The organism is Falsiroseomonas oryzae, from assembly GCF_027856955.1.
In the GTDB taxonomy this organism is placed as follows: domain Bacteria; phylum Pseudomonadota; class Alphaproteobacteria; order Acetobacterales; family Acetobacteraceae; genus Falsiroseomonas; species Falsiroseomonas oryzae.
Window position 1 is genome coordinate 1 of sequence record NZ_JAPSMD010000027.1, and the last position, 26,328, is coordinate 26,328.

Genomic DNA, 26,328 nt, shown 5'->3' on the forward strand with positions numbered 1-26,328 from the left:
CCGCCGCTGCCGGCGTCACCGCGCGCGCCACGCTGGCGGAGGTCGCGGCCGAGGCGCCCGTGCTGATCACCAGCCTGCCCGGACCGGCGCCGCTGCTGGCCACCGCGCAGGCGCTGGCCGCGGCCGCGCTCCCGCCGCGTACTGTGGTGGAGACCAGCACGCTGGCGCTGGCCGACAAGGAGGAGGCGGCGCGCATCCTCTCGGCCGCCGGGCACGTCCCGCTCGACTGCCCGCTGAGCGGCACGGGCGCGCAGGCGCGTGTGAAGGACCTCGTCGTCTATGCCAGCGGCGACCCCACCGCCATCGCCGCGCTGCAGCCGCTGTTCCTGGGCTTCGCGCGGGAGGCGCACGACGTCGGCGCCTTCGGCAACGGCAGCCGCATGAAGTTCCTGGCCAACCTGCTGGTCGCCATCCACAACGTGGCGGCGGCGGAGGCGATGGTGCTGGGCATGAAGGCCGGGCTGGATCCGCACCAGATGGTGCGGCTGCTCGGCGGCGGCGCGGGAGGGTCGCGCATGTTCCAGATGCGCGCGCCGCTGATGGCCGATGCCCGCTACGAGCCGCCGACCATGCGCGTCTCCACCTGGCAGAAGGACATGGAGGTGATCGCCGCCTTCGCGGCGGCGCTGGGCGCGCCGACGCCGCTGTTCTCGGCCACTGCGCCGCTCTACGCGGCGGCGCTTGAGGAGGGGCGGGGCGGGCAGGACACCGCCTCGGTCTGCGCCGTGCTGGAACGCCTGGCCGGGCTTCCGCCGCGCTCGGCTTGACAGGCTCCGGCGGCGCGCGGAAACGGGCCGCACAGCGAGCGCAGCAGGGGATGTCCGGGCCGATGAGCGAGATGTGGAACAGCTACGGCCCGACGGCCGCGCGCAAGCACGGGCGGCCGGGGCGCGAGACGCGGCCGCAGGGCGTCACCATCGACATCCATGCCCATATCGCGGTGCCGGAGGCCGGCGCCTTCGTGAAGCCGCATCTCGACCTCTCCACCATCCCGCTGGCGCATTTCGCGACGCCCGACACCAAGGCGCTGAACGTCAAGCAGGATGCGGACCGCGTTGCGGTCGCCACGCAGGTGGAGCCGCGGCTGGTCGAGCTGGACGCGATGGGCATCGACATCCAGGTCATCAAGCCGGCCCCGCCGCAGTGCTACTTCACGCTGCCGGTGGACATCGCCGTGCCGGCGACGCGCATGGTGAACGAGGGCGTGGCGGCCTTCGTCGCGAAGCGGCCCGATCGCTTCGTCGGGCTCGGCACCGTGCCGCTGCAGGACGGGCAGGAGGCCGCGAAGGAGCTGGAGCGCGGCATGCGCGAGCTCGGCTTCAAGGGCGTCCAGATCCTGACCAACGTGAACGGCAGGGAACTGTCCGATCCGGAATTCGCGCCGTTCTGGGCGAAGGCGGAGGAACTCGGTGCGCTGGTCGTGCTGCACCCCAACGGCTTCACCGACGGTGAGCGGCTGCGGCGCTTCTACTTCAACAACGTCGTCGGCAATCCCTTCGAGACGACGCTGGCGCTGCACTATCTGATCTTCGACGGCGTGCTGGAGCGGCACCCGAAGCTCAAGATCCTTGCGGTGCATGGCGGCGGATACCTGGGCGGCTATTCGGGCCGCATCGACCATGCCTGGGGGGCGCGGTCCGACGTGAAGGGCACGCTGCCCAGGCCGCCGGGCGAATACCTGCGCCGCGTCTTCTTCGACACCATCGTCTTCACGCCGCACCAGCTGGAGTACCTGGTGAAGGTGTTCGGGGCGGAGAAGGTGATGATGGGGACGGACTACTGGTTCGACATGGGCGAGTACGACCCGATCGGCCATATCCGCTCCGTCGAGACCTTCGACGAGAGCACGGTGGCGGCCCTGGCCGGCGGCAACGCGAAGGCGCTGCTGGGGCTGTGACGTCGCGCGTCGGTGGCGCGACCTCTGGCACAGCGCCGGGACATCAGGCTGGTCGTGCCCCCACCCCGACCCTCCCCCGCAGGCGGGGGAGGGAGAGGAACGGGTTAGGGAAGGCGACGCGTCAGCTCCGCTCGCGCCAGGGCGTGCGCTGCCACAGCGCCTCGAAGCGGGCCTGGCGCTGGCGCAGCTCCGCACCCCAGGCCTCGCCGATCAGCACGCGCATCTCCGTGTAGAGCGCCTCCATCGCCTTGATGAACTCTGCGTCGCGGGCGATGTCGGCCGTCGCCTCCCGCAGGCGGTCCAGCACGGCGGGCGGGGTGCCGGCCGGGGCGGAGATGCCGCGCTCCGAGGAGATGTCCACGTCGAAGCCCAGCTCCTTGTACGTGGGCACATCCGGCGCGAAGCGGGAACGGCGCTCGCCGGCCTGCACGATCATGCGCACGTTCTCCGGCGCCGCGGCGATCTCGCCGACATTCAGCCCCATGCTGTCCACCTGCCGGCCCAGCAGCGCGGTGCGCACCTGCGCCGAGCCGGGGAAGCCGACATGGGTGAAGCGCACCCCCGCGGCTTCCTGCAACAGCACGATCTGCAGGTGGTCGTCCGTGCCGACGCCGGAGGAGGCGAAGGTCACGCGATCCGGCTCCCGCCGCGCGCGGTCGAGCAGGTCGGCCAGGCTGCGCACCGGGCTCTGCTCGTGCACCGTGATGCTGCAGGGGTCCGTCGCGATCAGCGCAATCGGCGTCAGCTGGTCGGCGCGGTACTGCGCGTTGCGCTCGATCGGGATGGTCAGCAGCGCCGGCATGGTCACGGCCATCAGCGTATGGCCGTCGGGGCGCGCGCGCGCGACATGGGTGTAGGCCACCTCGCCGCCGGCGCCCGGCCGGTTCAGCACCACGACGGATCCGCCGAGCCGCTGTTCCAGGAAGCGGGCATAGGTGCGCGCCATCAGGTCGGTGCCGCCGCCCGCGGTGAAGCCGACGACGATCTCGATGGGCCGTTCGGGGAAGCGCGGCTGGCCGAGCGCGGGCAGCGCCGGCAGGGCCAGCGCGGAGCCGGCGGTCAGCAGGGCGCGGCGGCGGGTGAAGGTCATCGTTTCCTCCGGTCGTTGCCTGGTTGCCGGTCAGCCTGCGTAGCGCCGTCCCCACCTGTCAACGGTGGCGCCGCGTCAGCTCCGGAAGTCGGGATCGGTGCGGTCGAGCTGGCGCAGCAGCCCCGGCCATTCCAGCAGGCCGTAGCGTCGCGAGCCGTGCTCGTAGGTCGCGCAGGACTTCGCCACGACGTCCTCGGACGGCATCTCGAGCTCGGTGTTGCAGGCCATCGCCTGCAGCTGCGCCTGGCAGGCGCGCTCCATGCCCCACATCGCGATGAAGGCCTCCGCCACGCTCTCGCCGATGGTCAGCATGCCGTGGTTGCGGAGGATGCAGTAGTTGTGCCGGCCGATGCTGCGGGCCAGGGCCTCCCGCTCCGATGGGTCGCGTTCCGGACCGCGGAAATCGTGGTAGGCGATGCGGCCGTAGAAGCGCGTCGCCGTCTGGGTCAGCGGCAGCAGTCCGCATTTCAGCGCGCTGACCGCCATGCCGGCGACGGTGTGGGTGTGCATCACGCCCATCGCATCCGGCCGCGCGCGGTAGATGCTGCTGTGGATGGTGAAGCCGGCGGGATGCAGGCCATAGGGCGTGTCCGGGCGGTAGAGGATATCGCCCTCGATCGTCACCTTCAGCAGACTGCTCGCGGTGATCTCGCTGAACAGCATGCCGTTGGGGTTGATCAGGAACTGGTCCGGCGCGTCGGGCACGCGCGCGGTGATGTGGGTGTAGATCATGTCCGACATGCCGTAGCGGTCGCAGAGCCGGTAGCAGGCCGCGAGGTCCACGCGGGCCTGCCATTCCGCCGCGCTGACCGACCCCTGGATGGGCGCGATGTCGAGCGGGTTCACGACGGTCATCGGCTGTCTCCTATTCCGGCCGGATGTTGGCGCGCTCGATCAGGCCGCGCCACTTGGCAATCTCGACCGGCAGCCGCGCGGCCAACGGACCGGGCCCGTCGAGGCGGATGATGCCCGCGGCCGCCGCCATGCGTTCCTTCATCTGTGGATCATCGCGCAGCAGGGCGAGCTCCGCCACCAAGCGGTCGCGCAGCGCCGGCGGGAACCCTTTCGGCGCATACATCGAGAAGAAGTTGGGCGCGGCATAGCCTGACACGCGCTCGCCGATGGCGGGTACGTCGGGCATCACCGAGATGCGTTGTTCCGTGGTCACGCCGAGCAGCCGCGCGCGGCCCTGCTGCACATGCGGCAGCACCTCGATGGAACTGCCGAAGACCAGGTCGATCTCGCCCGCATACACGGCATTCACCGCCTGGCTGACGCCGCGATAGGGCACGTGCATCAGCTCGATCCCCGCCATGGAGGCGAAGAGTGCCGTGGTCAGGTGGTTGGCGGAGCCGACGCCGCCCGAGCCGTAGGTCAGCTTGCCCGGGTTGGCGCGCGCATGCGCCAGCAGTTCGTCCAGCGTGCGGAAAGGCGATTCGTTGCGCACCATGAGCCCCGCCGGCAGGTCCACCACCGTCGTCAACGGTTCCAGGTCGCGGATCGGGTCGAAGTTCAGGTTGGGCTGCAGCGTTGGCAGAATGGTGATGGAGGCCGAGATGAACAGCAGCGTCGCGCCGTCCGGCGCGGCGCGCGCCACCTGCTGCGCGCCGAGGCCGCCGCCAGCGCCGGGCCGGTTCTCCACCACGAAGGTCGCGCCGAGGCGCTGGCTCAGCCGGTCGGCGATGATGCGCGCGGGCACGTCCTGCGGGCCACCGGCGGCGAAGGGAATGATGATGCGCGCCTGGCGCACCGGCCAGGGGCCTTCCTGGGCGCGGGCAGTCGGGGCGACTCCCGCGATCCCCGCCGCGCCGAGCAGCATCTGTCTGCGCCGCATGCATGTCCTCCCGTGTCGTGTTGTGTCGATTAGGCCCGGTCCTGCGTCGGGCCGCAACGCCCCGGCCCGATGGACGGCACGGCCCGGCTGTCGCAGTCTGCGGCCGCCCAGGAGGAGCCGCCGATGACCCCGCATTGCCCGCGCGCGAAGATCGCCTGACGATGGCTGATACGCTGCTGCTTCCCGCCGAGACCTGCCGCGCGCAGATCGTCTCGGTACTCACGGCCTGGGGGATGGATCCGGCGACCGTTCGCGTGACTGCCGAGGTGATGGTGGAGACCGACCTGGCCGGCGTGGACAGCCACGGCATCTCGATGCTGATGGACTACGACGAGAGCCGCCTCAAGGGCCGGCTGAACCTTCAGGCGAAGCCGCGCGTGGTGCGGGAAAGCCCGGTCACCGCGCTGGTGGATGCCGATGCCGGGCTTGGCCATCCGGCGTCCGTCATGGCGATGGAACTGGCCATCGCGAAGGCGAAGGCGGCGGGCGTGGGCGTGGTGGCGGTGCGCAACTCCCACCATTTCGGCGCCGCAGGCTACTACGCGGAGATGGCGCCGAAGCACGGCCTGCTCGGCCTCGTCACCTCCGCCACGCGCACCATCGGCGTGGTGCCGACGCGCGCCGCCGTGCCGGTGCTCGGCACCAACCCAATCGCCTTCGCCGCGCCCGCTGCGCGGAACCGGCCGTTCCGGTTGGACATGGCGACGAGCACCGTCGCGGCGAACAAGGTCCGCGTCTACGGCCTGGCCGGGAAGCCGCTGCCGGCGGGCTGGGTGCTGGACGGGAAGGGCAGCCCCATCACGGATGGCAACGCGGGCTGGGACATCATCAAGAACCAGCCCGAGGGCGGCCTGACCCCGGTGGGCGGCACGCCGGAGATGGCGAGCCACAAGGGCTACGGCCTGGGCATGATGGCGCATATCCTGGGCGGCGTGCTGTCGGGCGCCTCCTTCTCGCCGATCCGGGTGCGCACCCAGCGGCCGCAGGATCCCGACAACATCGGCCACTTCTTCATGGCGCTGGACCCGACGGCCTTCCGCGAGGAGGGCGAATTCGAAGCCGACATGGACGAGGCCATCGACGTGCTGCACCAGACGCGCCCCGCCGACCCGGCGCTGCCCGTGCTGGTCGCGGGCGACCCGGAGGCGGCTTCGCGCGAGCGGCGGCTGCGCGAGGGGATTCCCATTTCGCCCAGCCTGGCGGAGCAGCTGCGCGGCGTCTGCGCCCGCGCCGGGGTGCCCTGCCTGCTGCCGTAGCACGCTCAGTCGCTCGCGCCCGGTGCCGCCATCGGCACGCCCACGGTGCTCACCAGCCAGGCCAGCCGGTGACGCTGCGCCGCGCGCACATGCGCGCGCGCGGCATCGTCCGCCGCCTGCGGGTCGCGCCGGCGCAGCGCGTCCAGGATGGCGCGGTGCTCCGCGTGGGCGGCCTCGGCGCGGTTGCCCTGCATGAGCAGGGAGGGCAGCAGCGCCATGGTCGCCGAAAGCTGTTCCAGGCTGCGCAGCAGGTAGCGGTTGCGCGCCGCCAGGTAGATCAGCCCGTGCAGCCGAAGGTTGATCTCGGCCAGAGTCCGCGGCGCCGACATACTATCCGGCTCCGCCTCGATCAGCTCCGCCATGGCGGCGATCTCTGTCTCCGTCGCGTGCTGCGCGGCCAGGCGCGCTGCCGCGCCCTCCAGGATCTCGCGCATGACGTAGAGCTCCATCACCTGCGCATGGTCGGGGCGCGTGACGGTCAGGCCGCGGCGCGGCTCGTGGCTCAGCAGCCCTTCGGATTCCAGCTTCGCGATGGCCTGGCGCACCGGCGTGCGGGAGACGCCGAAGCGCGCCGCGAGGTCGGTCTCCGTCAGGCGCAGGCCGGGCGTGAGCGTGCCGTCGCGGATCGCCTCCCGGATGCGGGCATAGGCGTCCTGGCCTAGGTCACGCGGGCTGGGGGGCAGGTCCATGGTCGCGGGTCTCTGGACATCTCTGTATCCGAGTGGATACATTGATGTCCATGCCAGACTTCAACCGCATCTGGAACGTGCTGGTGGTGGGAGGCGGCAATGCCGCGCTCTGCGCCGCCATCACCGCCCGCCGCGCCGGCGCCTCGGTCATCGTGGCGGAGCACGCGCCGCTGCCGATGCGCGGCGGGAACAGCCGGCACACGCGCAACCTGCGCGCCCTGCATCCCGCCCCGACGGCCGTGCTGACCGACTCCTACCTGGAGGAGGAATACTGGGATGACCTGCTGCGCGTGACCGGCGGCAAGACCGATGAGGGCCTGGCCCGCATGTGCATCCGCGCCAGCCAGCACGCGCCGGACTTCCTGGCTTCCTGTGGGGTGACCTTCCAGCCCTCGCTGTCCGGCACGCTGTCGCTCTCGCGCACCAACGCTTTCTTCCTCGGCGGCGGGAAGGCGCTGCTCAACGCGCTGTACCGTACGGCAGCGCAGTCCGGCATCGAGGTGCTCTACGACACCGAGGTGCAGCATATCGAGGCGAAGGACGGCTTCGCGACGGAGGCCATCGTCTCCCACCACGGCTTCCCGGAGCGCATCCGCTTCCGCGCCCTGGTCGCGGCGGCCGGCGGCTTCCAGGCCAACCGCGAATGGCTGCGGCAGTATTGGGGGGAGGCGGCGGACAACTTCCAGATCCGCGGCACCCCCTATGCCCAGGGCCGCGTGCTGCGCGACCTGCTGGACCAGGGCGTGCAGGAGGTCGGCGACCCCACCCAGTTCCACGCGGTCGCCAACGACGCCCGCGCGCCGATGGAGGATGGCGGGCTGGCCATGCGGCTGGACTGCGTGCCCTTCGCCATCGTGGTGAACCGCAACGTCGAGCGCTTCTACGACGAGGGCGAGGATGTCTGGCCGAAGCGCTACGCCATCTGGGGCCGGCTGATCGCGCAGCAGCCCGGGCAGGTGGCCTTCGCCGTCACCGACAGCCAGGCGGAGTTCGACTACCTTCCCTCCGTCTTCCCGCCCTACAAGGCGGACAGCATCGCGGAGGTCGCCGCCATGGCCGGCATCGACGGCGCGAAGCTGGAACGCGTGGTGGCGGAGTACAACGCCGCCGTCCGGCCGGGCACCTTCAAGCCGATGGTGCCCGACGACTGCCGGACGGAGGGCCTGACGCCACCCAAGAGCCACTGGGCGCGCCGCATCGAGAAGCCGCCCTTCATCCTGCATCCGCTGCGCACCGGGATCACCTTCACCTTCCTCGGCCTGAAGGTGAACGAGCGCGCGCGGGTGATGATGGCCGACGGCAAGCCCTCGGCGAACATGTTCGCGTCCGGCGAGATCATGTCGGGCAACATCCTGGGGCAGGGCTATCTCGCCGGCTTCGGCATGACGCTCGGCACCGTCTTCGGACGCATCGCGGGCGAGGAGGCCGCGCGCCATGCACGGAACTGAGCTGCCGCGCGACGCCGTGGTGCCGCACCCGCTGGAGCTGTCGGAGCATGTCGCGGAAGCGCGGCGCCACATGGCCGTGTGCAACGCCTGCCGCTACTGCGAGAGCTATTGCGCTGTGTTCCCGGCCATGGCGATGCGGCGCGACTTCGCGGCGGGCGACCTGACGCACCTGGCCAATCTCTGCCACGGCTGCAAGGGCTGCTACCACGCCTGCCAGTATGCGCCCCCGCATGCCTTCGGCATCAACCTGCCCGCGACCTTCGCGGAGATCCGGCAGGAGAGCTACGCCGCCTATGCCTGGCCCGCCGGTGCGGGGAAGCTGTTCGAGCGCAACGGTACGCTGGTCTCCCTGCTGGCCGCGGTGATCACCACGCTGGCGCTGGTGCTGGTGGCGGCAATCAAGGACCCGAGCGTCCTCTACGCCCCGCAGACGGGCCCGGGCGCCTTCTACCGCATCATCCCGCTGTGGCTGATGAACCTGCTGGCCGGCGGGACCTTCCTGTTCGCGCTGGTGGCGCTGACGATGGGCGGCTTGCGCTACTGGCGCGCCACCGGGCCCGGGGCGGGCGCCAAGGTCACCGCCGCGCCCGCGGCGGAGGCGGCCGTGGACATCCTGACGCTGCGCAACCTTGGGGGCGGCGGACATGGGTGCAACGACATGGACGACAGCTTCGCCATGACGCGGCGCTGGCTGCACCACGCCATGTTCTACGGCTTCATGATGTGCTTCGCCGCGACCACCACCGGGGCATTCTACCACCACTTTATGGGCTGGACCTCGCCCCACGCCTTCCTGAGCCTGCCCGTGCAACTCGGCACCTGGGGCGGCGTGCTGCTGTGCATCGGTACGGCGGGGCTGATGTGGGTGAAGACGACGACGGATCCGGTGCCCGTGGCGCGCCGCCTGTTGGGCGGGGAATACGCCATCCTCGCGCTGCTGTTCCTGGTCTCCGCGACGGGCCTGCTGCTGCTGGCGGTGCGGCATACCGGCGCGATGGGGCTGATGCTGGCGCTGCATCTCGGCCTGGTGCTCGCGCTGTTCGTCGCGCTGCCCTACAGCAAGATGGTGCACGGTGTGTACCGGAGCCTCGCGCTGCTGCGCAACGCGATGGAACGCCGCGCCGCCGCCCGCGCCGCCGGATGAGCGCGCCCGCCACCGGCACCAGGGCGGCGCGCGACGGAACGCCGATCGCGTGGCGGCTCTGGGACGCGCCGGCCGGCCTGCCTGCTGTCGCGCTGCTGCATTCTCTTGCCCTGGATGGCGGCATGTGGGAGGGCGTGGCGGCCGCGCTCGCCGGGCGCGCGCGGGTGCTGGCGCTGGATTGCCGTGGCCATGGCGCCTCCGGCCGTGCGCCCGGCCCCTACACCACGGCACAATGTGCGGACGACCTGGCGGACGTGCTGGACGCGCTCGGCTGGCATGCGGCGACCGTGGCTGGCTGCTCGATGGGCGGCTGCATCGCGCAGGACTTCGCCGCGCGCCACGCCGCGCGGGTGCAGGGGCTGGTGCTGATCGACACGACGGCCTGGTATGGCCCCGGGGCGCCGGCTGCGTGGCAGGCCCGTGCCGACACGGCGCTGGGACAGGGCCTGGCCGCGCTGCGGCCCTTCCAGGCGGAGCGCTGGTTCGCCGCGTCCTTCAACGCCGCGAACCCGGCCGCGCTGGAGCGCTGGCTCGATGTGTTCACCTCGAACGACGTGCGGTGCTACGCTGCAGCCTGCGCCATGCTGGGCGCCGCCGACCTCCGCCCGCTGCTGCCGCGCATCACGGCGCCTACGGTGGTGATGGTGGGCGAGCAGGACGGCGCGACGCCGCCTGCCATGGCGCGTGAACTGGCCGCCGGCATCGCCGGCGCACGGCTTCAGGTGATCCCGGAGGCCAAGCACCTGTCGCCCATCGAGAAGCCAGCCGTCATCGCCGCCGCCATCGCGGACCTCCTGCCGTGACGCATGCGCTGCTGCCCGGCTTTGCGACGGCGGAGATCACGACCACGGGCGGCGCGCGCATCCATCTGCGCCATGCAGGGAAGGGGCCGCCGCTGCTGCTGCTGCACGGCAACCCGCAGACCCATGTGGCCTGGCATCGCGTGGCGCCACGGCTGGCGGAGCGGTTCCACGTGGTCGCGACCGACCTGCGCGGCTATGGCGACAGCACCGGCCCCGACCCGTCCAACACCGCCGCCTACACCTTCCGCGCCATGGCCGACGACCAGGTGGAGGTGATGCGCGCGCTGGGGCACGAGCGCTTCTTCGTCGCGGGCCACGACCGCGGCGCCCGCGTGGCGCACCGCATGGCCCTGGACCATCCGGACCGCGTGCGCCGCGTCGCGCTGCTGGACATCCTGCCGACCCTGCATGTCTGGCGGAACGCGTCGGCCGCCTGGGCCATGAAGTCCTGGCACTGGGTCTTCATGCCGCAGGAGGGCGGGCTGCCGGAGACCATGATGGAGGCCGTCCCCGCCCGCTGGTACATGGAGCGGAAGATCGGCAAGCCGGGCGTGGGCATCTCCATCTTCCACCCCGAGGCGTTCGACGAATACGTCCGCTGCTTCACGCCGAAGACCATCCGCGCCTCCTGCGCGGACTACCGCGCCGCGGCCACGCTGGATCGCGCGATGGATGAGGCCGATCTCGCCGCCGGCCGGCGCATCGCCTGTCCCGCGCTGGTGCTCTACGGCGCGGGCAGTCATACCGGGCAGGTCTTCGACGACGTCGCGGCGGTGTGGCGCGACTATGCCGCCGATGTGACGGGCACTGGCCTGCCCTGCGGGCACTACGTGCCCGAACACGCGCCGGACGCCGTGCTGGAATGGTTCCTGCGCTTCTTCGTGTCCGAGGGCTCGGCTTGAACGGGCGGCTTTACGCGACGCCGCCGCACCTGGGATAAGTGTCGCCTGGCAAGCGCTGCACCAAGCGGCGCCGGTGAACGGGAGGAACGGGAATGGTTCGGATCAGCGAGGCATGGCGACCGGGCCGACGCGGCGTGCTGCGCGGCGCGGCCGGCCTTGGTGCGGCAGCCCTGCTGCCCGCGGGCGCCGCGCGGGCGCAGGATTTCGCGGGGCGCACCATCGAATGGGTGATCCCGATGTCGGTGGGCGGCGGTTCCGACACCTGGGCCCGCTTCCACCTGCCGTTCCTGCAGCGCAACCTGCCGGGTAGCCCGACCGTAGTGGTGCGCAACATCACCGGCGGCGGCGGCATCAACGGCACCAACCAGTTCGCCGGGCGCGCGCGGCCGGACGGGCTGATGATCCTCGGCACCACCGCTTCCATCCAGTTCCCCTTCCTGCTCGGCGATCCGCGCGTGCGCTACGACTACGCGCAATGGGTGCCGGTGCTGGCCTCGCCGACCGGCGGCGTGATGTATGTCCGCCCCGAGCTCGGCGTGCGCGGCCCGCAGGACTTCGCGCGGCTGAAGGCGGCGCAGGGGCTGAGGTTTGGCAGCCAGGGCCCGACCTCGCTCGACATCGTGCCCGCCCTTGCGTTCGAGATGCTCGGCCTCGACGTGCAGATCGTGTTCGGCATGCAGGGCCGCGGCCAGGGGCGCCTGGCCTTCGAGCGCGGCGAGACGCCGATCGACTACCAGACCAGCTCCGCGTTCATCAGCCAGGTCATGCCGCTGGTGCGGGAGGGCAAGGCCGTCCCGCTCTGCTCCTGGGGCGTGATGAACGACGCCGGCGAGATCGTCCGCGACCCGAACTTCCCCGACCTGCCGCATTTCGCGGAGTTCGCCCAGGCCGCCACCGGCAGCCCGCCCTCCGGCCCGGCCTGGGAAGCCTGGCGTGCGCTGTTCATCGCCGGCTTCGCCGCGCAGAAATTCGTCGTGCTGCCGCGCACCACGCCGGCCGGCATCGTCAACGCCTACAAGGCCGCCTTCGCGCGCACCCTGGCCGACCCCGAATACAAGGAGAAGCGCGGCCCTGTGATCGGCGAGTACGACGAGGTGACCGGCCCTGCCGCGGATCGCCACTACGCCGCCGCCACGACCATGTCGGCGGACACGCGGCAATGGACGCGGGAGTGGCTGCTGCGTCGCTTCAACCACCGCCTCGGCGGCGACAACTGACACTCCGCGCGCAGGGCGCCGTGAGGCGGCCTGCGCCAGGCTGAGGATGCGGCGCGATGCTCGACGCCCTGCTTTCGGCGCTCATCGCGCTGTCGGAACCGGAGCGCCTGCTCTACATGGCGCTCGGCGTCGGCATCGGCTACGCGATCGGCGTGCTGCCGGCACTCGGTGGGCTCGCCGGCCTGTCGCTGGTGCTGCCCTTCATCTACGGGCTCGACCAGGTCTCGGCTCTGGCGATGCTGGTCGGGCTGGTCGCGGTGGCGGCGACGGCGGACACCTACAGCTCGATCCTGATGGGCATCCCCGGCTCCTCGGCAAGCCAGGCGACCATCCTGGACGGCTTCCCGATGGCGCGCCGTGGCGAGGCGGCGCGCGCCCTCTCGGCGTCCTTCCTGGCGTCGATGATCGGCGGCCTGGTGGGCGCGGTGATCCTGACGGCGGCAGTGCAGGTCGCCCGCCCGCTGATCCTCGCGCTCGGCACGGCGGAGCTGTTCATGCTCGCCGTGCTGGGCCTCTCCATGGTCGGCGTGCTCGCCGGGCGATCCTTCAGCAAGGGGCTGGTCGCCTGCGGCATGGGCCTCGCGCTCGGCACCGTCGGCGCGGCGCCGGCCACGTCGGAATACCGCAACGACTTCGGGACGCTCTATCTTTCCGACGGGCTGCCGCTGCCGGTGCTGGTGCTGGCGATCTTCGCCCTGCCGGAGATCGTCGACCTGGCGCGTGGCGGCGGCACCATCTCCAAGACGGCGGAACTCGGCCGCGGCTGGATCGCGGGTATGCGCGACATCGCGCGGCACTGGTGGCTGTTGCTGCGCACCTCCTCGATCGGCAGCGTGCTGGGCGCGATTCCCGGCCTCGGCGGCAGCGTCACCGACTGGATCGTCTACGGACACGCCGTGCAGACCGAGAAGAACGGCCAGTTCGGCAAGGGCGACGTGCGCGGCGTGATCGCGGTGGAGGCGAGCAACAACGCGCGCGAGGGCGGCGCACTGGTGCCCACCCTGTTCTTCGGCATTCCCTCCTCCGGCTCCATGGCCGTGTTCCTCGGCGGGATGACGCTGATCGGCATCGAGGCCGGGCCGCAGCTGGTGGGAGAGCGGCTTGACCTGACCTACGCGATCATCTGGTCGCTGGCCATCGCCAACGTGATGGGCACGCTGCTGTGCTTCGCGACCTCGCCGCTGATCGCGCGGCTGACGACCATCCGCTTCGGCCTGATCGCGCCCTTCATGGTGATGATCGTCTGCTTCGGCGCGTTCAACACCAGCCGCGACATCGCCGACCTGCTGCTGCTGCTGGCGGTCGGCGCCATGGCGATGTTCATGCGCCGCTTCGGCTGGCCTCGGCCGCCCTTCGTCGTCGGCTTCGTGCTGGCGCAGCCAATGGAGACCTATCTCTACCAGGCCGTGCAGTTCTACGGCTGGGGTTTCCTGCAGCGGCCGGGCGTGCTGATCATCCTGGGGCTGATCGTCGTCTTCGTGGCGCTCGGCGCGCGCCAGCGCAAGCTGGCCGATACCGAGGACGAAAGCCCGAAGGCCGGCGCCAGCGCCATGCCGCAGGCGCTGTTCGCGCTGGTGCCGGCCGCGCTCTTCGCACTGGTGTTTTGGGATGCGACGAAGCATTCCTTCCTGGGCGCGGTCTTTCCGCTGATGATCGCCGGCGTGATGCTGCCTATCGCGCTGGTGATCTCCGGCCGGCTTGCCTTCGCCTCCCGCCCCGGCAGGTTGCGGCACGACGGGGAACAGGACGCCGATCCGGAGCAGGGCGGCTTCTGGACGTATCTGCTGTGGTTCGCCGGCCTGATCCTGGGCACCGTGCTGGTCGGCTTCCTGCTGGCCAGCATCGTGTTCTTCCTGGCCTTCCTGCGCTGGCCGGCGCGCTGCTCCTGGACGACGACGCTGACCCTGACCACCATCGCCAATGCGGGGCTGGTGGCCGTGGCCGACATCCTCGTGCTCGATTTCCCCGGGGGGCTGCTGCAATCGCTAGTGGACCTGCCCTGGCCCCTGCGCTGACCGGAGTATGTGATTGTGAAGCCCGTGCTGCAGACTGCCATCCCCTGCACCTTCATGCGCGGCGGCACCAGCCGCGGCCCCTACTTCCTGCGCGGCGACCTGCCCGAGGATCGGGAGGCGATGTCGCGCGTGCTGCTGGCCGTGGTCGGCTCCCCGGATGCGCGGCAGATCGACGGGATCGGCGGCGCCACGACACTGACCACGAAGGTCGCGATCGTCTCCAGGGCGGAGCCGGGGCAGCCGCAGCAGGTGGACTACCTTTTCGCGCAGCCCGCCGTGGACCGCGCCTTCGTGGACTGGGGCCCGACCTGCGGGAACATGCTGTCGGGCGTCGGGCCCTTCGCCATCGAGAGCGGCCTGGTGCCGGCGGAGGATGGCGAGACCACGGTGCTGATCCGCGCGGTCAATACCGGCGCGCTGATCGAGGCGGTGGTGCAGACGCCCGGCGGCCGCGTGACCTATGACGGCGACACCGCCATCGCCGGCGTGCCGGGCACCGCCGCGCCGGTTCTGCTGAACTTCGCCGATGCGGTCGGCGGTGCGACCGGCAAGCTGATGCCCACCGGCAGCCCGCTGGACCATGTGGAGGGCGTGGACGTCACCTGCCTCGACGTCTGCATGCCCGTGGTGATCGCGCGCGCCCGCGACCTCGGCAAGACGGGGCAGGAGACGGCGAAGGAGCTCGACGCCGACAGGGATTTCATGGCGCGCATCGAGCGCATCCGCCGCGCGGCGAGCCTCGCGATGGGCATGGGCGATGCGGAGGGCCGCGTGATCCCGAAATTCGCCATGATCGCGGAACCGGCGACGCCGGGCGGCTCCGTCCTGGCCCGCTACTTCACGCCACTGGCCTGCCACGAGGCGATGGCTGTCACGGGCGGCATCTGCATCGCCTCCGCCTGCAAGCTGCCCGGCACGGTCGCTGCCGGCATCGCGCGCGTCACCGATGCGGTGCGCGAGGAGGTGGTGATCGAGCACCCGACCGGCACGATGGAGGCTGTGATCACCACGGCTCGCGATGCCGCCGGCGCGCCGACCATCGCCGCAGGCGGCACGCTGCGAACCGCGCGCCGGCTGATGAAGGGCGAGGTCTATGTCCCCGCCCGCATCTGGGCCGGGAAGGCCGCGTGACCGAAGAGGCGACGCTTCCCGAGGACCGCCTGCTGGCGCTTGCGTCCAGCGCGCTGGAACGCGGCGGAATGCGTGGCGAGGAGGCGGCGGAGGCGGCGCGCGTGCTCGTGCTGGCCGACATGTTCGGACTGCGCACTCACGGCATCAGCCGCGTCGCGCAATACCTGGACCGCGTCCGCCTGGGCGGCATCGATGCGCGCGCCGAGGTTGCCGTGCATCGGGTGGCGCCCGCGCTGGCGCTGGTGGACGCCGCAAACGGCATCGGCCCGCTGGCCGGGATGCGCGGCCTGCGCGAGGCGCTCGCAGGCGCGCGCGCCGCCGGGATCGGCGCGGCCTTCGTGCGCGGCAGCAACCACTTCGGCCCGATCGCGCCCTACGCCTTCCTCGCCGCGGAGCAGGGCTTCGCGACCATCGTCGCCAGCAACGCCACCACCACCATCGCACCCTGGGGCGGCAAGGATACCCGCCTCGGAAACAACCCCTTCGGCATCGGTGTGCCGAACCCGGACGGCGATCCGGTGATCCTGGACATGGCGCTGAGTGTCGCGGCGCGCGCGAAGATCCGCGAGCACGCGGCGCGCGGCGCACCGATCCCCGAAGGCTGGGCGACCGATGCCGAGGGCAATCCGACCACCGATGCCGCCGCCGCGCTGAAGGGCTTCCTGCTGCCGGTTGGGGGGCACAAGGGCTACGGCCTGGCGATCATGGTGGACCTGCTGGCAGGCCTGCTCTCCGGCGCGGCCTATCTCACGCATGTGCGCGCCTGGGACAAGGATCCGGGCTTGGCGCAGGATCTCGGCCACGTCTTCATCGTCATCGACGCCAGCCGGCTCGGGCCGACCGAGTGGCTGCGCGACCGCATGGCGGATTTCGCGTCCATCGTGCACGATACGCCAGCGGCCGATCCCGCGCGTCCCGTGCTTCTGCCCGGCGAGCGCGAGATGCAGGCGCTGCACCGCGCGCGACGCGAGGGTGTTCGCGTGGCCGCGGCCGACCTGCGACGACTGGAAGAACTGGCCGGCAGCTGAACCGCCGGCGGGCAAGGGGAGGAGAAGGACCATGCTCACCCGACGCGGCAGCCTGGCAGCACTCGGAGTTGCGGCGCTGGCACGGCCGGCGCTGGCACAGGGCGCCTATCCCAACCGCCCGATCCGCCTGCTGGTGCCCTACGCCGCCGGCGGTGGCCAGGACATCAGCGCGCGGCTGCTGGCGGAGCCGATGCGCGCCGCGCTGGGCCAGCCCGTGGTGGTGGAAAACCGCAGCGGCGCCTCCGGCATGATCGCGGCCCAGGCGCTGGCTCAGGCCGCGCCGGATGGCTACACGCTGATGCTCGGCGGCGCCGGCGAGACGGCGATCAATCACCACCTGTTCAAGGAGCGCATGACCTACCAGCCGGTGCGCGACATCCGTCCGGTGATGGTGGTGGTGAAGGTGCCGAACGTGGTGATGGGTTTCCCGCAGGCGCCTTTCGCCACCATCGCGGAACTGGTGGACCAGGCGAAGGCGCGACCGGGCGCCTTCAGCTATTCCTCCTCCGGCATCGGCAACCCGCAGCACCTGGCGGGCGAGTTGCTCAACCACATGGCCGGCATCCGCACGGTGCACGTGCCCTATCGCGGATCCGGCCCGGCGGTGACCGACATCGCCGCCGGCGTCGTGCAGTTCGGCTACAACAGCCTGGCCTCCGGCCTCTCGCTGATCCAGGAGGGCCGGATCCGCCCGATCGCCGTGACCTCGAAGGAGCGCATGCCGCAGCTGCCCAACGTGCCGACGGTCGCGGAATACGCGCCGCTGGCGCAGTACGAGCTGGTGAATTTCTTCGGCGTCTTCGCCCCGGCCGCCACGCCGGAGCCGATCATGGAACGCCTGCATGCCGTGGTCAGCGCAGCGCTGCGCGAGCCCGACCTGCGTGGCCGCTTCGAGGGGCAGGGGCTGCTGGTTCAATCGATGAACCTGGCGGAATCGCGCATCTTCGTCGCCGCGGAGGCGGAGAAGTTCGGCGAGATCGTCCGCACCGCGAATATCACCGTCGATGCCTGACGCCCCGCGCTGGCGCCGCCTGCTGCTCACGGGGGCGGCGGGCGAGATCGGCACGGTGCTGCGCCCGGCCCTGCGCGGCACCGCCGCGGAGCTGCGGCTGCACGACATTCGCCCGGTCGCGAGCCTTGCCGCGGGGGAGACGGCGATGGGCGGCGACATCGCGGACCCCGCGGTCGCGACGGCGGCGATGGAGGGGGTGGAGTGCGTCGTCCACCTCGCCGGCATCCCGCGCGAGACCGGCGGCACGCCGGAGCAGATCCTGCATGCCAACGTGATCGGCGCACATGCGGTGTTCGATGCGGCGCGGGAGGCCGGCGTCCGGCGCTTCGTCTTCGCCAGCAGCAACCACACCATCGGCTTCCATCCCGCCGACCGACCGGTGGGCACGGAGGAGCGTCCGCGCCCCTCCGGGCTCTACGGCGCGAGCAAGGTGTGGGGCGAGGCGCTGGGCCGGCTTTACGCCGACAAATACGGGATGGAGGTGGCCTGCCTGCGCATCGGCGCCTTCCGCGCCAAGCCGGGCAATGCCCGCGAACTGGGCGGCTGGATCAGCCATCGCGACATGGCGGAGCTGGCGCGCTGCTGCGTCACCGCGCCGGCCTTCCATTTCCTGGTGCTCTACGGCGTTTCCGCCAATACCCGCGCGAAGTGGGGCGGCGACGAGGCGGCGCGCGCGCATGTCGGCTTCGTGCCGCAGGACGATGCCGAGGCCTGGGCCGCGGAGCTGGAGAAGGTCGCGCCGCCGCCCGGCAGCGTCGCGGCACGGTTCCACGGCGGCGCGGTCTGCGAGCTCGGCTTCGCCGGCGATCCCGACCGGATCAGCTGAGCGGGAAGCGCGTCACCTCCTCCAGCGTCGCGCCGAGCCAGGCATCCACCGCGTTGCGCTGCATGGCCAACGGCTTCGGGCGGCCGGCCTCGTCCAGCACCATCGGCACGTCATGCCCGACCAGCAGCACCGTGCCCGGCCGCGCGCGCCACGCCTCCAGCAGCCTTGCGATCGAGGCGGCGTGCACCGCGGGGTCCAGGCTGATGTCGGCGCGGGCGGTCGCGAGTTCCGCCCGGTTCTTCGCGACGTCGGCGGAGAAGATCGTTGTCGGCGCGCCGTCCAGGACGAAGACGAGGTGGTGCGGCGAATGGCCCGGTGCCTCGAAGCAGGCGATGCCGGGCAGGCCGGTCGGGCCTTCGGCCAGGCGACTCAGCCGCGGGCTCGCCGCCAGGGCCTTCAGCGCGAATTCCGGCAGCATCGGCGATCCGTCGGGCTGCGCGACCGCCCAGTCCAGTTCCTTCGCCGGGGCGTGGATCCTGGCCTTGTGGAACATCGGCCAGTTCTCGCAGTGATCGTAGTGCACATGCGTGATCAGCACGTCCGTCACGTCGTCGGGCGTGACGCCCTGCGACTTCAGCCGCTCCAGCAGCACCTTCCGCGCGCCGAGCCGGCCGGTGTCGAGCAGCGCGACGCGCCCGCCCGGTCCGCGCGCCAGCGCCACCGTGCTCCAGCCCAGGCCGCCCTGTTCCTTCGACTTGCCGGGATAGCCCTGGATCAGGACCTCGACGGTCCAGGCGTTGTCCATCGTGCCGTTCCTCACCAGCCGTGCGGCGCCGCGACGCCGAGCGCGGCGCCGGCCGCTACCAGGTCGCGCACCGACTTCTCCGGCAGGTCGAGGCCGTCGCGCAGGTGCCGCGCCTCGTTCCGCGCCTCGATCTCGCCGGGATAGAACACCTCCTCGAAGCCCTCGGCCAGCGGCACGGCCTTGATCTCCGCGATCATGCGCTCGATGCGGGCCTCGAAGGCGTCCAGCGGGCCGAAGCGCGTGATGTCCAGCGCCATCACGAAATGCCCGCTGCCGCTGCGCTTCTCCGCCTGGTAGGGGCCGTTCACCTCGGTCATCACGCCGCTGCCGGAGAGCACACCGGACAGCACGTCCATCATCAGCGAGATGGCGTAGCCCTTGTGGCCCGCCATCGGCAGGATCACCCCGGCCAGCGCGGCGACGGGGTCGGTGGTGGGGCGCCCATCGGCGTCGATGGCCCAATCCGCCGGGATCGGCTCACCCTTCTGCCGGGCCAGGAAGATCTTGCCGCGCGCCACCACGGTGTTGGCGATGTCCAGCATCATCGGCGCGTGCCGCCGGGCGGGCGCGGCGATGGACCAGGGATTGTTGCCGATCACCTTCTTCCGCCCGCCCCAGGGCGCCATGGCGGGGCTGCCATTGGCCGCCAGGATCCCGATGCAGCCCTGCTCCGCCGCCATCCGCGTGAAATAGCCCAGTGCGCCGTGGTGGTTGGAGAAGCGGACCGAGACGATGCCGACGCCGTGGCGGCGTGCGCGGGCGACGGCGTCGTTCATGGCGCGATGCGCGATCACCTGGCCCACGCCGTCGCGCCCGTCGATCACCGCGACGGCGCCGGCATCCACCACGGTCTCCGGCGCCGTCACCGGTGTCATCACGCCCGTGCGCAGCCGGTCGAGATACCAGGGCGCGCGCATGACGCCGTGCGAGGAATGGCCCCAGAGATCTGCCCGCACCAGCGTGTCTGCGACCAGGGCAGCATCTTCGGCCGGCACCCGCGCCGCGGCGAAGAGCGCGGCGACGAAGCGGCACAGCGTGTCGGCGGCGACGATCATGGCGTGCGGATCCTCCCGCACCACAGCCAGCCACGGCGTTGCGATCTCCGCAAGACGCGCCCGGTTGCGCGGCGCGGGGCGCTGGGGCAGCGTGCGCGCCATCGAGGAGGAACGCGTCATGCGACTGGTCGTGCTGCCGGGCGACGGCATCGGTCCGGAGATCACCGCCGCCACACTGGCCGTGCTGCGCCGGGCGGACGAGGTCTTCTCGCTCGGCCTGTCCTTCGAGGAGCAGGAGGTCGGCCTGGCGCGCCTGGCGCGCGACGGCTCGACCTGCCCGCCCTCGGTGCTGGAGGCGGCGCGCGCCGCGGATGGCGTGGTGCTCGGACCCGTCTCGCACAACGATTATCCGCCGCGCGACAAGGGTGGCATCAACGTCTCGGGCGAGCTGCGCATCCAGCTCGACCTCTATGCCAACATCCGCCCCAGCCGGTCCCGCCCCGGCCTTCCGCATTTCGGCCGCACGCCGATGGACCTGGTCATCGTGCGGGAGAACACGGAGGGCTTCTACTCCGACCGCAACATGCATTGGGGCGTCGGCGAGTTCATGCCGACGCCGGACCTGGCGCTGTCCGTCCGCAAGATCACCGCGCAGGGCTCGAGCCGCATCGCCCGCGCGGCCTTCGAACTGGCGCGCCGCCGCCCGCGGAAGAAGGTGACGGCGGTGCACAAGGCGAACGTCATCAAGGTGAGCGAGGCGCTGTTCCTGCGCGAGGTGCGTGCTGTGGCGGCCGAGTATCCGGACATCGCCTATGACGAGCAGCTGGTGGACAGCATGGCCGCGCTGCTGGTGCGCGACGCGCAGCGCTACGACGTGATCGTCACCACCAACATGTTCGGCGACATCCTTTCCGACGAGGCGTCGGAGCTCTCGGGCAGCCTCGGGCTTGCCGGCTCGATCAACCATTCCGACCGCTACGGCATGGCGCAGGCGCAGCACGGCTCGGCGCCCGACATCGCCGGGCAGGACAAGGCGAACCCGACCTCGCTGATCCTGTCGGCCGCGATGCTGCTGGACTGGCACGCGCGCCGCGCGCCGGGCAGGGACGCTTTCGCCCGTGCCGCCGCGGCGATCGAACGCACGGCCGATGCGCTGGTCACGGACCCGGCGCGGCGCACCGGGGATCTGGGTGGGGCGCTCGGCACGCGCGCCTTCGCGGAGGCGTTCTGCCAGGCCCTTCAGGCCTAGGCCGGCGCCGCCCCGCGGCGCCGGCCCTGCTTCGCTATCCCCGAAGCGCGGCGAGCACGCGCTCCGGCGTGAAGGGGATCTCCGGCACGTGCCGGCCGGTCGCGTCCAGGATCGCATTCGCGATCGCCGCGCCGGTCGGCGCCTGGCTGCCCTCGCCCACGCCGATCGAGGGCAGGTCGGGCCGGTCGATCAGCACGCTCTCGATCGGCGGGACGTGGCCGAAGTCGATGATGGGGTAGGCGTGGTAGTCCTCGCTGGTGATGCGGCGATGGTCCCAGCGGCCTTCCTCCATCAGCGTCCAGGACGTCGCCTGCACCATGCCGCCTTCGATCTGGTTGGCGATGCCGTCGGGGTTGATCGCGCGTCCCGCCTCCGTCGCTGCCCAGAGGCGCTGCACGCGCACCGCCCCGGTCCCGACATCCACCGCCACGCGCGCCACGACAGCCACATGGGCGTCCGAGTTCTTGTACTTGCTGAGCCCGACGCCCGTCCCGATGAGCTCCGTCCCCTGCGCGCGGCCGCGCCCGGGCGTGACGGGGCGCGGCTGCCAGCCGGAGACCTCCACCGCCCGCCGCAGGACCGCCACCAGCCGCGGGTCGCGCAGGTGGCGCAGGCGGTAGGCGACCGGGTCCACGCCCGCGATCGCCGCGCATTCGTCCATGAACATCTCGGCGGCCACTGCATTGAAGTAGCCGCCGAGCGTCCGCAGGGCGGAGGTGCGCACCGGCATGTCGGTGTGGAAATGCGTGGTCACCTTCTGCCCTGGCACGGCGTAGATCGGCACCGCGTTGCGCGCGGCGGCACCGTTCGGCAGCGCACCATCGGTGATGCGTCCCATGGGCACCGGATTCTCCAGGTACCAGGCGGCGCGCAGGTTGCAGCCATCCGTGCTGGCCGGCCGTGTCGAGTGCGGGAAGGACCAGACGTCGTGCGCCCAGGAGGTCAGGGCGCCGTCGCCGGCCATCCCCGCCTCCAGCCGCACCACCATGGCGGAGCCCCAGGGCGCCCAGGTCATCTCCTCCTCATGCGTCCAGTGGACGCGGACCGTCCGCCCGGGCACGGCGCGAGCCAGCAGCGCCGCGTCCAGCGCCACGTCGTCCGCGCCGTTGTGGCCGTAGCAGCCGGAGCCCTGCACGTGGATGACCCGGATCGCGGCCTGCTGCATGCGCAGTCCGCGCGCGAGGTCGCCGCGCAGCGGGAAGGGCCCCTGCGAATGCGACCACACCGTCAGCCTGCCGTCCTCCCACCTGGCCAGCGCGCAGGAGGCGCCGATCGAGGCGTGCGCCTGGAAGCCGCGGCGGTACTCCGCCGTGTGGCGACGCGCCCCGGGGCCGCCGCCCTCCGTGGAATGGATCGTGCGCGTCTCGGACGGCGCGGTCCTGAGATACTCGAAGACCGACTTGCCGCCGAACAGCGGCGCGCCCTCGCGCCATTCCGCAGAGGCGGCGATCATGCGCGCCGCTTCGTTCGCCTGCTCCTCGCGCCGTGCGATCACGCCCAGGAAGGAGCCGTCCCGCACCACCTCGATGACGCCCGGCAGCGACTTCGCCCAGACCATGTCGAGCGACACCAGGCGGGCGGCATAGCCGGGCGGCCTGGCGACGGCACCGAACAGCATGCCCTCCGGCCGCAGGTCGTGGATGAAGACCTGCTGGCCGAAGACCTTGGCCGGGATGTCGGTGCGCGGGTAGGAGGTGCCGACCAGCGTGGCCGCCGCCGGCGGCTTGCGGCGCGCGGAGGTGTCCACCGGCCGCACCAGCGAGACGCGGGAGGCGGCCTCGGCGTAGGTCATGCTGCGGCCGCCGGCGCCCTGGATCACGCCGTCGCGGACGGAGATGGCTGCGCGGTCAACGCCCCAAGCCTGTGCGGCGACGCCGACCAGCGTCGCGCGCGCATCGGCGCAGGCCACCGCAAGCGCCTCCCCCCCGAAACGGACGGACTGGCTGCCGGCGGTGACGCCCTCGTTCGCCGTCTCGGCGGTGTCGCCGGAGATCAGCGCGAGCCGTTCCGGCGCGACGTCCAGCTCCTCCGCGGCGATCTGGCGCATCGCCGTCAGGATGCCCTGGCCGAGCTCGACCCGGCCGGTCAGCACAACGATGCGCCCATCCGGCGTGATGCGCACCCAGCTGTCGAGCTGCGGGTTGGCCCGCAGCATGGCCGGCGCGGCGGGGCCAGCGGGCTGGGCGTCGGCGCCGTCCAGCCGGAACCCGATGGCAAGCCCGGCGGCCCCGGCGGCAAGGCCGGCGAGCAGGCCGCGGCGCGAAAGCGTGTCCACACCCATGGGTCAGGCCCCCTGCTGGCGTGCCGCGCGCAGCACGGCGCGCACCACGCGCGGCTGCGTGCCGCAGCGGCACAGGTTGTGGTCGAGCGCCTCGCGCACGTCGGCTTCGGTCAGGCCCTCGCGCTTGTCCTGCAGCAGCTGCGCGGCCTGCATGATCATGCCGTTGGTGCAGTAGCCGCACTGCGCCGCCTGTTCGGCGATGAAGGCGGCCTGCAGCGGATGGGGCCGCGCTGGCGTGCCGAGCCCTTCCAGCGTGGTCACCTCGCGCCCTTCCGCCTCGCCCGCGCGCATCTGGCAGGACCGCACGGCGCGTCCATCGACCAGCACGGTGCAGGCGCCGCACTGCGAGCGCGCGCAGCCCAGCTTCGGCCCATTCAGCGCCAGGTCGTTGCGCAGCACGTAGACGAGGGGCGTCGCCGGGTCGACATCGACCTCGGAGCTTCGCCCGTTCACGCTGATCCGCAGCACGACGGTCCCTCCCATGTGATCGTGGCGTCGCGCCGGGGACGAGCCGGCGCCGCAGGCCATTCGTGGCCATTCACGAACGCTAGCGCGGAAGCCGGCGCGCCCGGAAGATGCGCCGGCGCGGCGAGGCCGGGGGCTGGCGCCAGGACGCTCTCCAGGGCAGAGGAAGCGCGACGGGCCCTCGTGCCCCCGATGGAGGAGACGTCCATGCGCCGCCGCCAGGCTCTGTTGCTGCCCAGTCTGCTTGCCTTGCCGGGGCTGGCCCGCGCGCAGGGCGCCGTCTTCCCTGCGCGCCCGATGCGCCTGGTGATCCCGTTCACCGCCGGCGGCAGCAACGATATCGTGGGGCGGATGATCGCAGAGGGCATGGCCGCGCGCCTCGGCCAGCCGATGGTGGTGGAGAATCGCGGCGGTGCCGGTGGCCTGATCGGCAACGACGCCGTCGCCAAGGCGCCGCCGGACGGTCACACGCTGCTGCTCGCCGGCAGCGGCAGCTTCGTCATCTCCTCCCTCGTGCATGCGCGGCTGCCCTATGACCCGCAGCGCGACTTCGCGCCGGTGGGCTATGTCGGCGCGGCGCCGAACGTGATCTGCGTGAACCCGCGCGTGCCGGCCCGCAACCTGACGGAGTTCCAGGCCGTGGCGCGCGCGGCACAGCAGCCCATGCGCTTCGGCACGCCCGGCGTCGGCACCAATGGCCATGCGCTGGGCGCGATGATCGGCGTGGTGCTCGGGATCGAGCTGGAGCCGATCCACTACCGCGGCACCGGGCCGGCGCTGTCCGACGTGCTGGCCGGGCGGCTCGACCTGATCACCAACGCCTCCGCGCCGCTTCAGCCGCACATCGCGGCCGGCACGCTGCGCGCCCTCGCCGTCGCCGGGCGCAGCCGCAGCGCCGCGCTGCCCGATCTGTCCACCAGTGTCGAGCAGGGCTTCCCGGAACTGGATTCGGCCACCTGGTACGGAATCCTCGCCACCGCCGGCACGCCGCCCGCGGCGATCGCGGCGCTGCACGCCGCGCTGAACGCCACGCTGGCCGAGCCCGACATCCGCCGGCGGCTGATCGAGAACGGCGTGGACGAGATCGCGCCGAGCCCGGCGCCGGAGGATTTCGGGCGCCTGCTGGCCAGCGACCGGGAGCGTTGGGCCCGCGTGGTGCAGCGCGCCAATCTGCGCGTGGAGTAGGGACGAGGCATGAGCGCGATCGAGGTCGAGCAGCAGGACGGCGTCTGCACGCTGCGCCTGAACCGCCCGCAGGCGCGGAACGCGATGGACGATGCAATGCGGGGCGAGGTGATCGCGGCGCTGGAATCGGCCGCCGCCGATCCGGCGGTGCGCGCGCTGGTGCTGACCGGCGCCGGCAGCGCCTTCTGTGCCGGCGGCGACGTGCGCGGCATGCAGCAGCGCCTGTCGGCCCCGGCCGAAGAGGTGGCCTTCAACGGCTGGCGGCGCCAGGGCCGGACGCATCGCTGCGTCTCGCTGCTGCACCTGTTTCCGAAGCCGACGATCGCCGCGGTGAACGGCGCAGCCGCGGGCCTGGGCTGCGACCTGGCGCTGGCCTGCGACTTCGTGATGGCCGGCGAGGCGGCGCATTTCACCATGAGCTTCATCGCCCGCGGACTGATCCCCGATGGCGGCGGCATGTATTTCCTGCCGCGCCGCGTCGGGCTCTCGCGCGCGAAGGAACTGGTGTTCAGCGGGCGCCGCGTCGGTGCGGCGGAAGCGCTGCAGATCGGCTTGGCGGACCGCATGGTGCCGGATGGGGACCTGCTGTCGGCCGCGCAGGGCTGGGCGCGCGAGCTGTCCGGCGGTTCCCCGGCCGCGCTGGCGCTGGCGAAGTCGGTGCTCGACCGCTCGCTGGAGATGAGCTTCGAGGCCGTGCTGGCCGAAGGCGCGAAGGCGCAGGCGATCTGCTACACCACCGGCGAGCATCGCGCCTCCGTCGCCGCCTTCCTCGAGCGGTCGAAGCGGTGAGCGAGGCGATCGGGCGGCTGCTGCGGCCGCGCAGTGTCGCCGTCGTCGGTGCCTCGGCGGATCCCGCCAAGACCGGCGGGCGCCCAGTTGGCTATCTGCGGCGCCACGGCTTCGCCGGCGAGGTCTGGCCTGTGAACCCCCGCGTGTCGGAGATCTCCGGCCTGCGCTGCTTCCCCGATGTCGCCAGCCTGCCCGGCGCGCCGGATGTGGGCATCGTGCTGGTCGGGCCGGAGCGTGCCGAGGCGGCGCTGCGCGACCTGGCGGCGCGCGGCTGCGGCGCGGCCATCGTGCTGGCCGGCGGCTATGCCGAGACCGGCGGCGACGGCG

The 26,328-nt window shown here is 72.0% G+C and carries 25 protein-coding genes; 17 read left to right on the forward strand and 8 right to left on the reverse strand.

Going from position 1 to position 26,328, the window contains the following annotated elements:
• On the forward strand, positions 1 to 767 hold a 767-nt coding region (locus OZN99_RS05290), incomplete at its 5' end, for an NAD(P)-dependent oxidoreductase (RefSeq protein ID WP_270934141.1).
• 62 nt (positions 768 to 829) lie between these two features.
• Positions 830 to 1,897 carry an amidohydrolase family protein gene (locus tag OZN99_RS05295; protein WP_270934142.1) on the forward strand — a complete coding sequence of 356 codons (1,068 nt, stop codon included), beginning with the start codon at positions 830 to 832 and terminating at the stop codon, positions 1,895 to 1,897.
• Positions 1,898 to 2,018: 121 nt separating this feature from the next.
• On the opposite strand, the gene OZN99_RS05300 is transcribed toward OZN99_RS05295, so the two are convergent.
• The 3 genes from OZN99_RS05300 to OZN99_RS05310 form a co-directional block, all read right to left on the reverse strand.
• Entirely contained in the window at positions 2,019 to 2,987 is a 969-nt protein-coding gene (locus OZN99_RS05300) for a tripartite tricarboxylate transporter substrate binding protein (protein WP_270934143.1), read from the reverse strand.
• A 75-nt stretch (positions 2,988 to 3,062) separates the two neighbouring features.
• Positions 3,063 to 3,842 carry a class II aldolase/adducin family protein gene (locus tag OZN99_RS05305; protein ID WP_270934144.1) on the reverse strand — a complete coding sequence of 260 codons (780 nt, stop codon included), beginning with the start codon at positions 3,840 to 3,842 and terminating at the stop codon, positions 3,063 to 3,065.
• Positions 3,843 to 3,852: 10 nt separating this feature from the next.
• The gene (locus OZN99_RS05310) at positions 3,853 to 4,821 is read right to left on the reverse strand and encodes a Bug family tripartite tricarboxylate transporter substrate binding protein (protein ID WP_270934145.1); all 969 of its coding nucleotides are present in this window, start codon (positions 4,819 to 4,821) and stop codon (positions 3,853 to 3,855) included.
• Between the two features lie 161 nt (positions 4,822 to 4,982).
• Between OZN99_RS05310 and OZN99_RS05315 the strand changes: the two genes are divergently transcribed.
• Complete coding sequence (locus OZN99_RS05315) at positions 4,983 to 6,077, forward strand: Ldh family oxidoreductase (protein ID WP_270934146.1); 1,095 nt, start codon at positions 4,983 to 4,985, stop codon at positions 6,075 to 6,077.
• 5 nt (positions 6,078 to 6,082) lie between these two features.
• Here OZN99_RS05315 and OZN99_RS05320 read toward each other — a convergent pair whose 3' ends face one another.
• A complete protein-coding gene (locus OZN99_RS05320) occupies positions 6,083 to 6,766 on the reverse strand; it encodes a GntR family transcriptional regulator (RefSeq protein WP_270934147.1) in 684 nt (227 codons plus the stop codon).
• 44 nt (positions 6,767 to 6,810) lie between these two features.
• On the opposite strand from OZN99_RS05320, the gene tcuA reads away from it, so the two are divergent.
• From tcuA to OZN99_RS05370, 10 genes are all read left to right on the forward strand, one after another.
• The gene (gene tcuA, locus OZN99_RS05325) at positions 6,811 to 8,214 is read left to right on the forward strand and encodes an FAD-dependent tricarballylate dehydrogenase TcuA (protein WP_270934149.1); all 1,404 of its coding nucleotides are present in this window, start codon (positions 6,811 to 6,813) and stop codon (positions 8,212 to 8,214) included.
• On the forward strand, positions 8,201 to 9,358 hold the full coding sequence (tcuB, locus tag OZN99_RS05330) for a tricarballylate utilization 4Fe-4S protein TcuB (RefSeq protein WP_270934150.1): 1,158 nt from the start codon (positions 8,201 to 8,203) through the stop codon (positions 9,356 to 9,358). The genes tcuA and tcuB overlap by 14 nt, the downstream gene beginning before the upstream one ends.
• A complete protein-coding gene (locus tag OZN99_RS05335) occupies positions 9,355 to 10,161 on the forward strand; it encodes an alpha/beta fold hydrolase (RefSeq protein WP_270934151.1) in 807 nt (268 codons plus the stop codon). The genes tcuB and OZN99_RS05335 overlap by 4 nt, the downstream gene beginning before the upstream one ends.
• Entirely contained in the window at positions 10,158 to 11,063 is a 906-nt protein-coding gene (locus tag OZN99_RS05340; RefSeq protein ID WP_270934152.1) for an alpha/beta fold hydrolase, read from the forward strand. The genes OZN99_RS05335 and OZN99_RS05340 overlap by 4 nt, the downstream gene beginning before the upstream one ends.
• 92 nt (positions 11,064 to 11,155) lie before the next feature.
• A complete protein-coding gene (locus tag OZN99_RS05345) occupies positions 11,156 to 12,280 on the forward strand; it encodes a type 2 periplasmic-binding domain-containing protein (protein ID WP_270934153.1) in 1,125 nt (374 codons plus the stop codon).
• 56 nt (positions 12,281 to 12,336) lie between these two features.
• The gene (locus OZN99_RS05350; RefSeq protein WP_270934154.1) at positions 12,337 to 14,295 is read left to right on the forward strand and encodes a tripartite tricarboxylate transporter permease; all 1,959 of its coding nucleotides are present in this window, start codon (positions 12,337 to 12,339) and stop codon (positions 14,293 to 14,295) included.
• Between the two features lie 24 nt (positions 14,296 to 14,319).
• Complete coding sequence (locus tag OZN99_RS05355; protein WP_270934155.1) at positions 14,320 to 15,426, forward strand: 4-oxalomesaconate tautomerase; 1,107 nt, start codon at positions 14,320 to 14,322, stop codon at positions 15,424 to 15,426.
• Entirely contained in the window at positions 15,423 to 16,454 is a 1,032-nt protein-coding gene (locus tag OZN99_RS05360) for an Ldh family oxidoreductase (RefSeq protein WP_270934156.1), read from the forward strand. Before OZN99_RS05355 ends, OZN99_RS05360 begins: the two co-directional genes overlap by 4 nt.
• A 31-nt stretch (positions 16,455 to 16,485) precedes the next feature.
• On the forward strand, positions 16,486 to 17,466 hold the full coding sequence (locus OZN99_RS05365; RefSeq protein ID WP_270934157.1) for a Bug family tripartite tricarboxylate transporter substrate binding protein: 981 nt from the start codon (positions 16,486 to 16,488) through the stop codon (positions 17,464 to 17,466).
• The gene (locus OZN99_RS05370; protein WP_270934158.1) at positions 17,459 to 18,292 is read left to right on the forward strand and encodes an NAD-dependent epimerase/dehydratase family protein; all 834 of its coding nucleotides are present in this window, start codon (positions 17,459 to 17,461) and stop codon (positions 18,290 to 18,292) included. The genes OZN99_RS05365 and OZN99_RS05370 overlap by 8 nt, the downstream gene beginning before the upstream one ends.
• Here OZN99_RS05370 and OZN99_RS05375 read toward each other — a convergent pair.
• Positions 18,285 to 19,037, reverse strand: coding sequence for an MBL fold metallo-hydrolase (locus OZN99_RS05375; RefSeq protein WP_270934159.1), 753 nt, complete (start codon positions 19,035 to 19,037; stop codon positions 18,285 to 18,287). The two genes, OZN99_RS05370 and OZN99_RS05375, sit on opposite strands and share 8 nt — an antisense overlap.
• An 11-nt stretch (positions 19,038 to 19,048) precedes the next feature.
• Positions 19,049 to 20,212 carry an Ldh family oxidoreductase gene (locus OZN99_RS05380; protein ID WP_270934160.1) on the reverse strand — a complete coding sequence of 388 codons (1,164 nt, stop codon included), beginning with the start codon at positions 20,210 to 20,212 and terminating at the stop codon, positions 19,049 to 19,051.
• Here OZN99_RS05380 and OZN99_RS05385 point away from each other — a divergent pair.
• Positions 20,211 to 21,281, forward strand: a complete 1,071-nt coding sequence (locus OZN99_RS05385) for an isocitrate/isopropylmalate dehydrogenase family protein (protein WP_270934161.1) — start codon at positions 20,211 to 20,213, stop codon at positions 21,279 to 21,281. The genes OZN99_RS05380 and OZN99_RS05385 overlap by 2 nt on opposite strands.
• Positions 21,282 to 21,315: 34 nt before the next feature.
• On the opposite strand, the gene OZN99_RS05390 is transcribed toward OZN99_RS05385, so the two are convergent.
• Both OZN99_RS05390 and OZN99_RS05395 read right to left on the reverse strand, forming a co-directional pair.
• Positions 21,316 to 23,562, reverse strand: coding sequence for a xanthine dehydrogenase family protein molybdopterin-binding subunit (locus tag OZN99_RS05390; protein ID WP_270934162.1), 2,247 nt, complete (start codon positions 23,560 to 23,562; stop codon positions 21,316 to 21,318).
• 3 nt (positions 23,563 to 23,565) lie between these two features.
• Entirely contained in the window at positions 23,566 to 24,030 is a 465-nt protein-coding gene (locus OZN99_RS05395; protein ID WP_270934163.1) for a (2Fe-2S)-binding protein, read from the reverse strand.
• Between the two features lie 204 nt (positions 24,031 to 24,234).
• Here OZN99_RS05395 and OZN99_RS05400 point away from each other — a divergent pair, with 204 nt between their 5' ends.
• From OZN99_RS05400 to OZN99_RS05410, 3 genes are all read left to right on the forward strand, one after another.
• Complete coding sequence (locus OZN99_RS05400) at positions 24,235 to 25,212, forward strand: Bug family tripartite tricarboxylate transporter substrate binding protein (RefSeq protein WP_270934164.1); 978 nt, start codon at positions 24,235 to 24,237, stop codon at positions 25,210 to 25,212.
• Positions 25,213 to 25,221: 9 nt separating this feature from the next.
• Positions 25,222 to 26,001, forward strand: a complete 780-nt coding sequence (locus OZN99_RS05405) for an enoyl-CoA hydratase/isomerase family protein (protein WP_270934165.1) — start codon at positions 25,222 to 25,224, stop codon at positions 25,999 to 26,001.
• Positions 25,998 to 26,328 (forward strand): CoA-binding protein (locus OZN99_RS05410; RefSeq protein ID WP_270934166.1); only part of this gene is annotated, 331 nt, incomplete at its 3' end. The genes OZN99_RS05405 and OZN99_RS05410, both read left to right, overlap by 4 nt.